This is a genomic window from Streptomyces flaveus (genome assembly GCF_014647675.1).
In the GTDB taxonomy this organism is placed as follows: domain Bacteria; phylum Actinomycetota; class Actinomycetes; order Streptomycetales; family Streptomycetaceae; genus Streptomyces; species Streptomyces flaveus.
This window is the reverse complement of sequence record NZ_BMPQ01000010.1, coordinates 11,817-24,015: the sequence shown is the minus strand read 5'-3', so window position 1 is coordinate 24,015 and position 12,199 is coordinate 11,817. Positions and strand designations below refer to the sequence as shown.

14 protein-coding genes and 2 pseudogenes are annotated in these 12,199 nt (G+C 68.9%); 5 read left to right on the top strand and 11 right to left on the bottom strand.

All coding sequences use genetic code 11. The features are described from left to right. Window positions 1-5: 5 nt before the first annotated feature. Together IEZ21_RS21170 and IEZ21_RS21165 are read right to left on the bottom strand one after the other, a co-directional pair. Entirely contained in the window at window positions 6-1,052 is a 1,047-nt protein-coding gene (locus tag IEZ21_RS21170) for a beta-ketoacyl-ACP synthase III (protein WP_189323497.1), read from the bottom strand. Continuing rightward, the gene (locus IEZ21_RS21165; RefSeq protein WP_281399466.1) at window positions 1,049-2,044 is read right to left on the bottom strand and encodes an AfsA-related hotdog domain-containing protein; all 996 of its coding nucleotides are present in this window, start codon (window positions 2,042-2,044) and stop codon (window positions 1,049-1,051) included. The genes IEZ21_RS21170 and IEZ21_RS21165 overlap by 4 nt, the downstream gene beginning before the upstream one ends. 358 nt (window positions 2,045-2,402) lie before the next feature. Here IEZ21_RS21165 and IEZ21_RS47720 point away from each other — a divergent pair, with 358 nt between their 5' ends. The 3 genes from IEZ21_RS47720 to IEZ21_RS21150 all read left to right on the top strand — a co-directional run bounded on the left by IEZ21_RS47720 (window position 2,403) and on the right by IEZ21_RS21150 (window position 3,583). Then, window positions 2,403-2,543: a transposase gene (locus tag IEZ21_RS47720; RefSeq protein WP_246567981.1), complete on the top strand. Its 141-nt coding sequence runs from the start codon at window positions 2,403-2,405 to the stop codon at window positions 2,541-2,543. A 372-nt stretch (window positions 2,544-2,915) separates the two neighbouring features. After that, entirely contained in the window at window positions 2,916-3,173 is a 258-nt protein-coding gene (locus IEZ21_RS21155; protein WP_189323673.1) for a type II toxin-antitoxin system VapB family antitoxin, read from the top strand. Further along, window positions 3,170-3,583, top strand: a complete 414-nt coding sequence (locus tag IEZ21_RS21150) for a PIN domain nuclease (RefSeq protein ID WP_189323495.1) — start codon at window positions 3,170-3,172, stop codon at window positions 3,581-3,583. The genes IEZ21_RS21155 and IEZ21_RS21150 overlap by 4 nt, the downstream gene beginning before the upstream one ends. Before the next feature lie 181 nt (window positions 3,584-3,764). Here IEZ21_RS21150 and IEZ21_RS21145 read toward each other — a convergent pair whose 3' ends face one another. From IEZ21_RS21145 to IEZ21_RS21130, 4 genes are all read right to left on the bottom strand, one after another. Then, on the bottom strand, window positions 3,765-4,457 hold the full coding sequence (locus tag IEZ21_RS21145; protein WP_189323494.1) for a TetR/AcrR family transcriptional regulator: 693 nt from the start codon (window positions 4,455-4,457) through the stop codon (window positions 3,765-3,767). Window positions 4,458-4,497: 40 nt separating this feature from the next. Next, entirely contained in the window at window positions 4,498-5,259 is a 762-nt protein-coding gene (locus IEZ21_RS21140) for an SDR family oxidoreductase (protein WP_189323493.1), read from the bottom strand. A gap of 269 nt (window positions 5,260-5,528) precedes the next feature. Beyond that, the gene (locus tag IEZ21_RS21135; protein ID WP_189323492.1) at window positions 5,529-5,885 is read right to left on the bottom strand and encodes an MmcQ/YjbR family DNA-binding protein; all 357 of its coding nucleotides are present in this window, start codon (window positions 5,883-5,885) and stop codon (window positions 5,529-5,531) included. Beyond that, complete coding sequence (locus IEZ21_RS21130; protein ID WP_189323491.1) at window positions 5,882-6,277, bottom strand: MmcQ/YjbR family DNA-binding protein; 396 nt, start codon at window positions 6,275-6,277, stop codon at window positions 5,882-5,884. The genes IEZ21_RS21135 and IEZ21_RS21130 overlap by 4 nt, the downstream gene beginning before the upstream one ends. A 129-nt stretch (window positions 6,278-6,406) precedes the next feature. On the opposite strand from IEZ21_RS21130, the gene IEZ21_RS21125 reads away from it, so the two are divergent. Continuing rightward, window positions 6,407-7,342, top strand: a complete 936-nt coding sequence (locus IEZ21_RS21125; protein WP_189323490.1) for a helix-turn-helix domain-containing protein — start codon at window positions 6,407-6,409, stop codon at window positions 7,340-7,342. Between the two features lie 172 nt (window positions 7,343-7,514). Here the strand turns inward: IEZ21_RS21125 and IEZ21_RS21120 are convergent, their stop codons facing one another. From IEZ21_RS21120 to IEZ21_RS21110, 3 genes and pseudogenes are all read right to left on the bottom strand, one after another. Beyond that, window positions 7,515-8,075 carry a TetR/AcrR family transcriptional regulator gene (locus tag IEZ21_RS21120; RefSeq protein ID WP_189323489.1) on the bottom strand — a complete coding sequence of 187 codons (561 nt, stop codon included), beginning with the start codon at window positions 8,073-8,075 and terminating at the stop codon, window positions 7,515-7,517. Window positions 8,076-8,226: 151 nt separating this feature from the next. Next, a pseudogene (locus tag IEZ21_RS48860) lies at window positions 8,227-8,463 on the bottom strand (NAD(P)H-binding protein); the annotation flags it as partial. A gap of 66 nt (window positions 8,464-8,529) precedes the next feature. Beyond that, a complete protein-coding gene (locus tag IEZ21_RS21110; protein ID WP_189323488.1) occupies window positions 8,530-8,949 on the bottom strand; it encodes a cyclophilin-like fold protein in 420 nt (139 codons plus the stop codon). Window positions 8,950-9,062: 113 nt separating this feature from the next. Between IEZ21_RS21110 and IEZ21_RS47715 the strand changes: the two are divergent. Continuing rightward, window positions 9,063-9,197, top strand: a pseudogene (locus tag IEZ21_RS47715) (helix-turn-helix domain-containing protein); the annotation flags it as partial. Window positions 9,198-9,219: 22 nt separating this feature from the next. Here IEZ21_RS47715 and IEZ21_RS21105 read toward each other — a convergent pair. Together IEZ21_RS21105 and IEZ21_RS21100 are read right to left on the bottom strand one after the other, a co-directional pair. Then, window positions 9,220-10,242 (bottom strand): alcohol dehydrogenase catalytic domain-containing protein, encoded by a 1,023-nt coding sequence (locus tag IEZ21_RS21105; RefSeq protein WP_189323487.1) that lies wholly within the window; start codon window positions 10,240-10,242, stop codon window positions 9,220-9,222. 58 nt (window positions 10,243-10,300) lie between these two features. Beyond that, window positions 10,301-11,737, bottom strand: a complete 1,437-nt coding sequence (locus tag IEZ21_RS21100; RefSeq protein ID WP_189323486.1) for a carboxylesterase family protein — start codon at window positions 11,735-11,737, stop codon at window positions 10,301-10,303. Between the last annotated feature and the right edge of the window lie 462 nt (window positions 11,738-12,199).

Sequence of the window (12,199 nt, the reverse complement as noted above, 5' to 3'; positions counted from 1 at the left end):
TTCCTTCACTTCGTGTAGGTGGATTCAGCAGGCGCCGGGGAACCCGGCAGTGGTTCGACGGACACCTCGGGAAACTCCAGGGCCGCGGCCCCCCAGGTGAGGCCTCCGCCGAAGCCGCACAGCAGCAGCCGGTGGCCCGGTGCGATCGAGCCCGTGTGCACGGCGTCGGCCAGCGCCAGCGGGATGGAGGCGGCAACGGTGTTGCCGACCCGGTCGAGGTTGACCACCAACTTCTCCTCGGGAAGCCCGAGTTCATTGCCTACGGCGGTCAGGATGCGGATGTTCGCCTGGTGGGCGACGAGTCGGTCGATGGACTCGAGGGGCCAGTCGAGCTGTTTCGCCAGCCGCCGCGACGACTCGCTCATCCGCGTCACCGCGTTGCGGAACACCGAACGGCCCTGCATCGTGAAAAACTCGTCGCCCGGTGCGGCGAGGCCCTTCGAGCGGTACTCGGACCCGCCGCCCGGCACGGTGATCAGGTCGGCCTGGGAGCCGTCGCTGGCCAGGTCGAACCCGAGCAGCGCACCGCGTTCCCACAGGCTTCCGGCGCGCAGCACCATCGCCCCCGCACCGTCCCCGAAGATCGCCCTGGTCGTACGGTCTCCGGGGTCGAGGATGGTGGAGAAGGTGTCGGCGCCGATCACCAGGGCGCTGTCGGCGATCCCCGCACGGATCATGCTCGACGCGGTCGCCAGCGCGTACACGAACCCTGTACACACGGCGGCCACGTCGAACGCGGGTATCTCTCCGAGCCCGAGCCTGCCGGCCACTTCCGGCGCCGTGGCCGGGCACGGGTGGTCCGGGGTGCTCGTGGCGAGGACGAGGAGGCCCACCGAGTCCGTGCCCGCCGAGGCGAGCGCCCGGGCCCCGGCCTCGATCGCGACGTCCGAGGTGGACAGTCCCGGCGGGACCACGAACCGCTGCCGGATCCCGGTGCGGGTGGTGATCCACTCGTCGGTGGTGTCGAGTTGCCGGGCGAGGTCGTCGTTGGTGATTCGCGTCGGTGGCAGCCAGCCACCGAGCCCCGCCAGCACCGCCGCACGTCCGCTCACCGTGCGCTCCGGTGTGACGCGGGGACGGTCGTGGTCTCCACGGTGCCGGACGCGACCTCGTCGCCGTTCTGCTGGAAGGCGATCCGGAAGGTCTGGATCCCGTCACTGTCGCGCTCGGGGATCGCGCTGATCGTGGTCGGTGCGTCGAGTTCGGCGAACTTGGCGAAGCCGAGGTCGAACCCGACCAGCGTGGTCCCGTCCGCGGGCCGGCCGAGGAGCCGGGCGCCGGCGAGCAGGGCGGCCTGCCGTGCGGCCTCCGTGAGCACCATGCCCGGCAGGTGGTCCTGCGCGTGGTCGAACATGCTCGGGTTGTCGTTGGGGGTCCGTACGCCGGCGGAGATTCCGTCACCGTCGTGCACAGGGTCGATGAGCAGGGCGTTGACCGGGTCCGCGCGCCCAAGGTCCTGAGGGGCGACCGTCGCCGGGACGGTCGCGACGTCGTCGGACGAGACGGGCGGGCTGCCGCGCCGCTTCGACCGGATGAAGGAGTACGTCCCGGACGACAGGTAGCCGACCGCCATGCGCACCTCGCCGACCTCCTCACCGGAGAGCAGGAAGCGCATCTCGTACGTGACGGACCGGGCGGGCGCGGTCGCGCCGACGGGCCGGTCGGTGGTGACCTGGATGGTCAGCTCCGACGGGTCGCCGGAGTGCGCGGTGAACAGGCCGGGCAGCCGCATGGACCACGACTGCAGGACGAACTTCGTGTCGCTGTCGACGCCGAGGTGAGTGTGCGCGCCGTATGTCTCGGCCTGCCGAGCGCACTCCAGGAGCAGGACCGGGTCGACGACCGTGTGGCCGACGTGATCGGTGAAGTAGGCGTGCGAGGAAGGGAGTTGGGCGCCCGCGAGGAAGCACTGCTCGTCCACCGCGGAGGTGTCGGTGAGGAACACTTCCGACAAGGCCCGGCGGTGGAGCAGGCGCCGGTCGACAGACCGGACGAACTCGAGTGCCCGGACACCGGACGCAAAGGTACTTGTGGACACCGTCATCGGCGGGTAACCCCCCTCTCAAGAGCGCGGTGGTACTCGCACCGGTGCTCTCGGAATCTCGTAGTCACCGGCGGACCAACGCGTCCGCGGTTGACAGTGACGAAATTAGCCACGACGTCTTTCGTCCCACTGTCGGAGCGTGTAAGGGGCTGGCATCCCGCTGTCAGGACCGCTGGCATGGGGGCGCTCAGAGGGCGTTCTGCGAGAGTTCGGCGGTTCTCGTGGTGCTTGAACGCGGGTGATCCGGTTCCTGGCCTTGCGGTTCACCGGGGATGGGGTGCGCTGGTGGGCGTTGGCGGGCGCCTACGCATCCGAGTGCACCTCCCCTCCTACTGTGGAGACCGTGACGGAGGGATAGTTGGGGGTCAGGGCATCCAGGAAGCGCATCTACGACGCCGAGTTCCGTGAGGGGGCGGTGCGGATCGCGACGGAGACCGGAAAGCCGATTCCGGAGGTGGCCGAGGATCTGGGCATCCATCCCCGGACGCTGCACAGCTGAGTCTCGCGGGCCCGGCGCAACGGGTCTCCGTCATCGGATCGGCCGGTGGCCGAGCCGTCTGGTGACCGACTTCGGGAGAGTGAGCGGGCGGAGCTGGAGCGGCTACGGGCCGAGGCCGGGGAGAAGGACAAGCGCATCCGCGAGCTGGAGATGGAGGATCGGCATTCCATGCCGCGGCTCCGGAACCGAACGCGCCTGGCGGCCGCGGCATGGCCCACCTCGGCGGCCTTGGTCCGCGTCGCGCGGTCGCGTCGGCTCCAGATCCCATGGCTCGACCCAGCAGACACGGGCCCCTCACGGCCATCGCGGGAACTGATATATAAAAGATCTTGCATCTTGGCATACTCTGGTTGGCATACAGAGGAGGCCACCATGAGTCGCACAGTCATCGACCTCGACGACAAGGCCCTGGAAGAAGCAGCCAAGGAACTCGGCACCACCACCAAGCGCGACACCGTCAACACCGCCCTGCGGGAAGTCACGGCCCGCTACCGGCGTCTGCGCGCGCTCGAAGAAGCCCGCGAACTGGTGGCCGACGGCGCCCTCGACATGAACCTGCTGCTGGACAAGCACGCGTACCGCCCCACGGGCGCGGCAGGTGACAACCGCGGCGCCGGAGCCGGCGAGTGACCGTCGCCGACTACCTCATCGACACCTCCGCCCTCGCCCGCGTCCTGCTCCGCCAGACCACGGCCGAATGGGACGACAGAATCGGCGCCGGCCTCGTCGCGATCTGCGACATCACCGAACTGGAAGTCCTCTACTCGGCTCGCTCGGCCCAGGATCGTGCCCGCTTGAAAGCTGCACTCGACGCCCACTACGCCTGGTGCCCCATGCCCGACGGCGTCTACCGCCGCTCCCGCATCGTCCAGGAACAGCTGACCGCCAAAGGGGAACACCGCAGCGCGGGCCCCGTCGACCTCCTCGTGGCCGCCGCCGCGGAAGAAGCAGGCCTCACCCTGCTCCACTTCGACCGCGACTTCGAAACCGTTGCTCGCACGACGGGGCAGCCGGCCCGCATGATCGACCTCAGGCAGTAGAGCCCGCGCGGTGGCAGTACCGGGAGGCCACGGTCCCGGCTGAGCCGTCGGCCGCTGTTGGTTACTGGGAGGACCGGTCGCGCTCGCCCGTATTCGTTGTCGGTCGAGTCACCCATACCTGTGCCTGTCCCGGTAGGGCGACGTATCGGGGTCCTTGCAGCGTGAACTGGTGGTCCGGGGTTCAGGATCCGGTGCGATAGCGGGTGAGCATGAGGGCGACGGCTTCGTCCACGATCGTGGTGTCGGTGGGGTCGGGCGGGATGAAGTCAGTGCGTACGAGTTGGGGCCACAGGAGCTGGCCGCAGATCATGCCGAGGAACTGTTCGGCCACTGCGGATGTCGGCTGCGGCTGTCCGTCGGCCGAACGGAAGTCGAGTGTGCCGGCCTGCGCTTCGGCGTCCAGGTAGTCGCGGAGTCGGTCGAAGAAGGGTCCGCGGTCGATGGCGAAGCCGGTGCCGACGATGTCGGCGAGTTCCGGCATCTGGGGAAGTTCGGTGATGATGAGGCGACACAGCGCCGCCGTGCCAGGCCGCCCGATCAGACAGGCGTAGTCGCGGCCGATGTGGTCCAGCCCGTAGCGGGGATCGCCGGGCGGGGGCGGTGCGGCGTACTGCACGTCCAGCTGCCACTGTTCGGAGGTGACGGCCGCGAACAGCGCAGCCTTGGAGGGGTACCGCTTGAAGAGGGTGCCGGTGGAGACGCGGGCCTCCCTGGCGATCTGGGCCAGGGAGGTCTTGTCGTATCCCCGGGCGAGGAAGAGGTCGCGGGCGGCGCGGATGATGCGCGCGCGGTTCTCCGCTTTGATCTGCGCGTGATACCCCGCCTGGCGCGTATCGCCACCGGTTTCCGCTCGGTCACGGTCCGCCACCGACATGCCCACGCCCCTCGCCCGTCTCCCAGCCGTATCCTCGCTGTCAGAGGACGGTCTGGCCGCCGTCCAGGATAAGGTCCTGGCCCACGGTGAAGGCGGAGGCGTCGGAGGCCAGGTACACGACGGCTTCCGCGATCTCCCCGGGCATACCCATGCGTTCCAGCGGGATGCCGGAGCTGATCGCCTCCAGAACCGCCGTCTGCTGCGCGGGATCCTCGATCCCGAGCTTGGATGCGGAGTACAGCGGGGTGTTCACCGGGCCGGGGCTGATCGCGTTGAACCGGATGCCGTGCGACGTGAGCAGGTCCGCGTTCCACGACCGCATCAGGGAGCCGACAGCCGCCTTCGTCGCGGCGTAGGCGTTCGACCGCCCGTAGCCGCCGTGCGCGCTGTTGGACGCGTTGAGGGTGACCGAGGACGAGTTGGACAGCACGGGCACCAGGGCCTGTGTGAGAAAGAAGACGCTCTTGACGTTGATGTCGAAGAGCCGGTCGAAACTGTCCTCCGTGTGGTCCTCGAACGGCCGCCAGTCCGAGACGCCGGCGTTCAGGAACGCCACGTCCAGCTCCCCGAAGTGCTCACGCACCCGCTCCGCCAGGCCGCGCTGCGCATCGAGATCGCGCGCATCCGCCTGGACCACCGGCACCTTGTCCCCGAGGATCTGCCGCGCCTTCTCGATGCTGGCCGGGGTTACCCCCGTGACCAGCACATCGGCCCCCTCCGCGACAAAACGCTGCGCGGTCTCCAGACCGATCCCACTCGTGCCGCCGGTGATGAGGGCGCGCTTGCCCGCAAGACGATTCATGTGCCTGTTCCTTGCCGAGTCGTGAGGTAAGTCGATGGACTTACTATCTGAAGGTAACTGCCGCATCCCCCGTATGGCAAGTCGATCCACTTACTATCGAGGGAGGTGATCAACGGCGGGATCTGTTGATCATGGAGATGCCAAGTGAGTGAGGTGACGCGCATGCGTACGCTGCCGGAACCCACCGACTATTCACTGGCCCTTGCCGCAACTGCCTAGGACCTGCTGGCGGTTCGGGGGGCTACACGTCGGCGTCGCGCCCGACGCATTCAAGGAGCTGGTCGCGGCAGCCGCTCGGCGACCAGGTCGTAGGAATCCTCGACCGCGTCGGTGACCAGCCGCTCGGTGATGCCGGGGCCAGGACCGAGCGAGATCCAGTGCCGTTTGTCGAGATAGCGGCCCGGTGTGATCGAGGCGTAGCCGCGTACTTGCGCGCGGGCGTGTTCGGGTTCGCACTTGACCGTGATGATCTGATCGTCCGGGTCGTCGGTGACGATCAGGAACACTTTCCCCGCGACCTTGTACACGTCGAGTCCGGGGGTGAAGGGGTATCCGTGGCTGACGTCGGGGAGGGCCAGGGCCGCCTGGCGGGCGGTGTCCTGGAGCCGGTCACCGGCCGCGCTCACCGGGCCGCCTGTGCGCCAGTGCCGTAGGTGCGCGGGGCGACGGGCCGCTCGGCCCTGGGCAGGTGGGCGACGACGAGCCGGTAGGAGTCGGTGACGAGCTCCCTGACGAGCTCCTGGTCGACGCCTTCTCCGCTCTCCAGGGTGATCCAGTGCTTCTTGTTCATGTGGTAGCCGGGGGTGATGTGGCTGTACTGCTCCCGCAGGGCGTGGGCCTCGCCGGGGTCCGCCTTGAGGATCACGACGGGACGCCCCGGGACTTCGGTCATCAGCATGAACACCTTGCCTCGTACCTTGTAGACCTCCCAGTCGGGGCCGAAGGGGTGCTCCAGGTGGGCTCCGGGGAGTCCCTCCGCGCAGTCGGCGGCGGTATGGTGCAGGGCCGATCCGTTCATGGGTGGTGAGCCTTCTCAGGTGGTGACGGACTATGGCATCGAAGGAGGCGGAGGGCGCGCCGCGCGGGCGCGGTGGCACGTCCCATCCTTCCGTCGAAGCCGACTGGAAGGGCGGTAGGCTGCGGACACGTGATGGTCGACAAGCGACACCCCAGCCCAAGCGGACAGACTGAACCGGCCGCGGTTCCGCTGTACGGTTTCCAGCCCCCGGTCGGCACTCCGTACGGCCTGGAGGTGAACACCATCGAGGACTTCTTCGCCCAGCACGACGACTGGCCGTGGAACCCGCCTCGTCCGGTCCGCGCCACCTTCCACTACCTCATCGCGATCACCGAGGGCGAGCTGCGGCACGACGTCGACCACGTCACGCGGACCATCGCCCCCGGCCAGTGGCTGTGGGTGCGTCCCGGGCACACGCTGTGCTGGCATCCGCCCGGCTCCGCCCGCGGCCCGTTCGTCCTGTTCGAACCGGATGTACTGCGGCCCGACCTCGCCCGTCTGCTGGCCCCGCTCACCGCGCACGACGCCCCGGCCGTGCTGAGCCCGCAAGCCGATGACGCCGCCTGGCTCCAGCAGACGGCGCTCCAGCTCCTGGACGAACACCGCGCACTGGGGCGCCGCCCCCTCGACATCCACCACGCTCTGCGGCGCAGCCTGCTCGAATCGCTGCTGCTGCGCCTGGCCAACTCCCCGGGCATCGCCCCCATCGGCACGGCCACGGCCGGCACGGGCCGCACCGACAGGTACGGACGCTTCCTGGACGCCTTGGAGCTGCACTTCCGTGAGCTGCACCAGGCCGCGGATTACGCCGAGTTGCTCGGCTGTTCGGTCCGCACCCTGAGCCGTGCCGCCCGGGACGCCACCGGCAAGGGGGTACGTGACCTCATCGACGAGCGGCGCCTCCTCGAAGCCCGGCGCCTGCTGGGAGGTGCCCGGTGGGACGCCCGGGCTGTGGCCGTCCACCTCGGCTTCACTGATCCCGCGAACTTCGGCCGCTTCTTCCGCGACCGCACCGGTCTCACCCCGGCCGCCTTCGCGGCCCGCGCAGCGAGGACCGACGCGTGACGGAAACGCGGCGTCAGCTGGCCGAGGAAACCCGCCCCGGCCGACACCTGAACGTTCCAGGCCACGGATGCCCGCCGGGCCTCGGCACGTCCATGATCAGTCAGCAGTGCCTGGTCATTTCCGCTTGGTGAACTGCCAGACGATTCTGGCCAGTCCTCTGCCCTCACCGCCCTCACCGGTCCGCGTCTTGTCGGGCAAGACCGTCGAAGATGACGTTCATCAGAGGCCGTGCCCTTGATCCCCACTCATCCCGGTCCAGTCGGCCGAGGTATGCCATGAGATGGAGGACCCCGTGGGCGTCCACGTCTGCGCGGATGGAACCTGTCGCTTTCCCGGCGTCCAGCAGGTGATCGAGGGCGCCCTCGATGGGGTTGTGGCTGTGGGCGGCAAGGTCTTGCCACGCCGCCGCCTCGAGCGCTGCCAGGACGCCGCGCTTGATCTCGGCGTAGTCGATCACTCGGTCGAGCCAGTGACGCAAGGCTTTCACAGGCTCGTATTCCGCCAGCAGAGCGGAGGCGGCGGCCATGAGTTCTTCGACATCGCGCCGGTAGACCTCGGCGAGGAGCGCTTCGCGGTTGGGAAAGTTCCGGTAGAGCGTTCCCCGTCCTACACCGGCGCGCTTGGCGATCTCGTTGAGGTGGACGTGGTTGGACTCGGCAAGGGCTGCGCGGGCGGCCTCCAGTATGCGGGTCCGGTTCTGCGCCGCATCCCGACGGCGTGCTGGCGCGCTCATAGGCCTCTCCTGATGTTCCGCCCACCACAATTGGACACGTGTCCGGTAGGGCGGGCCGCGCACGGGAAGGCGGAAACGAGGAGGAACCGGTGGACTCCTGCCTTCGCTGCGGCGGTTGCCGCGATTTCCACGCCCTGCCCATCACAGCGTCCGCCTGTCGCGGGCCGGCTCCGCTCGCGCCCGCGGTGAAGACGACTGCGCCGGCACTTTCCAGACGGGCGGCTGGAGTGTCCACGCTGAGCGACGTCAGGTCGCCGAGAACCGGCTCTGTTCCGTCGGATTCCAGGGTGTGCGCCTGCCCGGTATGGCGGTGAAGGCCCACCACCTGGTCGCCCTGTTCGATGAGTCGTGCGGCGAGGCGGGAGCCGACGCCGCCGGTCGCCCCGATGGCGAGGCCCGGGACATGGTCCCCTCCTCTCGTTGGTTGACGATCTCGGTGGTGTCCGGCTGGGTCTCAGTCGATGGCCTCGATGGTGACGTCGACCGTGTCGTCGTACTTCTTGAAGGCATCGGCCCCCGAGTCGATTTCGCCGAGGATGATGATGCCGGGGGCGGGGATGGACTGGCCGTCGTGGTCGTAGAAGATGGCGATGTCGGGACCGGGTGACCAGTAGATGATGTTGCCGATCTCGTAGCTGGACTGCGGCTTGCCTCCTGCGGTGAGAGACCGGGGCAGGTGACCGTACTTCTCGCGCTTGAGCAGGTCGTTCATCTGCAGCGTCAGCGGAAGCAGTGAGGCGAAGTCGCGTGCCGTCGCGTTGTCTTCGAGGGTTGCGTTGAGGACGGTTTCTCCGGCGGTCAGTCGGATTCTCATATGGGTTCTGCCCTCTGTGGTGTTGTTGGAGTGATCGTCGGCGGCCGACACGTACGCCATGTTCATCGGAGTATGAGCGTCAGTTCGGCACGGACTCCGTGAAGGTAACTTCCGCACCACTCCGATGGCAAGTCGATCCACTTACCATTCGAGGCTTGGGGCTGGTCGGCCATTTACCCGGCACGGCCACGGCCGGCATGGGCCGTGCCGACAGGTACGGACGCTTCCTGGACGCCGTGGAGCTGCACTTTCGCGAACTGCACCAGACCGTGGATTACGCCGAGTTGCTCGGCTGTTCGGTCCGCACCACGTTTCTCAGTTGCCCAGGTCTCAGTCGTCCAGGACGACGACGTGCTTGCCCGGCGTGGTGCCGGACTCGACGTCGGCCTGGGCGTCACGGACCTGTTCCAGGCCGTGGTAGACCTTCGCGACCGGGACTTTGAGACGCCCTGCGGCGATGGCCTGGAGCCGGCGGGCGAAGACGTCGGCCGGCAGGTCGGCGGCCTGACCGCCGTAGGACGTCAGCCGCACCCCGTTGGGGATCATGAACGGGGTGAAATCGGGGATCGTCCACTGGCCCGCCAGGGCTCCGGTGAAGCAGACCGTGCCGTGCCGGCGGACGGTGCGGAGGGTGTCGGCGAGGACCGAGCAGCCCACCAGCTCCAGTACGGCGTCGACACCCTCCGGCATCAGCTCGCGCACCTGGTCGGCGATCGTGCCGTTGTCGACGAGGGGATGGTCGACGCCCGCGGCCCGCAGTCCCCCGGCCCTTTCCGGGCTGCGGGTGGTGGACAGCACGGTGGCTCCGAGGTCCTTCGCGATCGTGGCCGCGCTCAGCCCGACCGTGGAGGTGCCGCCGCGGATCAGTAGCGTCTGCCCGGCCTTGAGGTCCAGGCCGGTGGTCAGCGATCCGTAGGCGGTCTGGAACATCTCCGGCAGCGCACCGACGACCTCCCACGGCAGGCCGGTCTCGAACGGGATGACCTGTGCCGCGGGGACGGTCACGTACTGGGCGTACGCGCCGTCGTACGAGCGGCCCATGCCGCCCATCATCGTGGCCACCTGCTGTCCCGGCCGCAGCTCGCTGTCCTCGTCGGCCGCATCGACCACGCCGACGCCCTCGATGCCGGGCACGCGCGGGTAGGTGACCACCGCGTCCGACTCGCCCTTGCGGGTGGTGACCTCGGACTCGTTGACGCCGAACGCCTTCACTCTGATCCGCACCCAGCCGGGCTTGCGTACGGGCACCGGCACATCCCGGATCTCCAGTGCGTCGAGGCCGCCGGGCCGGGTGACGACGACGGCCCGCATCGTCGCCTGTGCGGCGTCGCCGGCTTCTGTCGGTTGGCTCATGTCGAGTTCCTCACTCTGTTCGCCCCCTGGTGCGCTGTTCCGGATCGCCCGGTGACCGTCAGGGGCGGGCGATGTTCTCGAACAGGTCGAGGACCGCCTGGTAGCGGGCGCTGGGCTCGTAGGGAAGGTTGCCGACACTCCCCGAGGTGGGCCGGTCCGTGACGGCGGGCCACAGGCGGGTCTGCTCGCCGGTGACGAAGTCGAGGACGATGTCGCGGATACGCGTGTCACGGCCGGCCTGTTCAGGGCTGCGCCCTGGCCGTTCCTGGCCGACCAGGGCGTACATCTCGGTGCCGTGCACGGCGGGCGCGCCCTCGGCGGGCCCGATCATGAGGAGATGGGCGTTGCCGCCCGCGGCGGCGTGGGCCAGAGCGCCGCGAGCGGCGGGGAGCGCGAAAATGTAGTCCGTCAGGGACGCGGCTCGGACCTCGGCAGGGGTGCGGCCGCCCTGGTCGTAGGTATCGACGATCCTCTTGGCGCGGGAGCGGGGAATGCGCCACCCCGCGAATTCGTCGGTGACGCGGTCGACGGTGTGCGGGTCGAACCGGTCGATGTCGTTCGCCACCCACCAGCCCATCTCGTCACTGGCCGTGCTCAGGAGGACGTCGATGTCCCGGTGCGAGCCCGAGGCCAGGACGTCCAGGGGGTGGGCGTGCAGCACCCCGCCGGGCTGTTCGGCGTCCAGGACGACGCCGAGGCTCTGGTTGTCCATCCCGCCCCGGACTCCGAGGTCCGTCGGACAGACCTTGCGCAGGGCGGCCACCAGGGAGGCTGCGTCGAGATCGATCAGCTTGTCGGGGTTGCCCGTGACACCGAGTTCGGTGACGAACCGCTCCGCGAGCTCCTCGGCCCACCAGGCCGGGACGAGACGCGAGGGCGCGCCGGAGAACCCGGCCAGTCGCCGGTACAGGCCGTCCGCGGAGGAGGCCCCGAGCAGCCCGAGGGTGGAATAGGCGCCGGCGCTGTGGCCGAAGACGGTGACGTCGTCGGGGTCGCCACCGAAGTGGGCGATGTTCTGCTTGATCCAGGTGAGCGCGGCGATGACGTCCTGCAGGCCCAGGTTGCTGGCCTCGGCGAGCCGCCCGCCGTACTGCGAGAGCGAGAGCGCACCCAGTGCGCCGAGCCGGTAGTTGATCGACACGCTCACCACGCGCCCCGTGGCAGCGAGACCGGAGGCGTTCGAGGTGATCTGGGTGTTCGCGCCGTACTCGAATCCGCCGCCGTGGACGTACACGGTCACCGGGAGCGCCTTGTCGGCCGGCTGCTCGGGGGCCCACACGTTCAGGTTCAGGCAGTCCTCGCCCATCCCGCTGTCCGCTTCGAGCCAGTCGCCGCTGTCGGGCTGGACGGGGGCGACGCCCTTACGGTCGTAGGGAAGGTCCGGATCGAAGTCCGCGACCACGGGGCGGCGGTACCGCCCGGCGGTGGCGTACGGGATTCCCCACCAGGACCGCACCCCTGGTGCAGTCGGAGCCTTGGGCGCAGTGGCGGTCATGGCGTGAGATTCCTTCCGGTGCGGTCGGGGTGTTTCGCGCGGTGTGTCGGCTACTGGTTGCTTACAGTGACGCTCCCCAATCATTTCCTGTGACCCCACACATCACCTGGCAGACAGCGGTCACCTGATGGTCACCAGGCGACACTTGCCTGCTCCTCCTCTTCTTCTCGTGGCCCGTCGCCGCCGGGCAGGCGAGGGCGACCTGAGGCCCTGCCGTCAGCGGGTTCCCTGGCTCGACACGCTGACTTGCCCAGGAAAGCCGGTGCAACTCGCGGGCCCCAGCATGCCCGCTGATCATGCTGCCGCATCGGGCGGTGATCTTCCCGGCCTCGCCCAGGAACGCGAGCCGGCTGCAGAAGGCGACGGGTGTGGTGTGACGTGGCGCGGGAGGGCTTCGTTGATCTTCTGAGGTTCGTTCTCGGGGGGTGCCTGTACCCGCCCTGGAAACTCGAACCCGAGGGG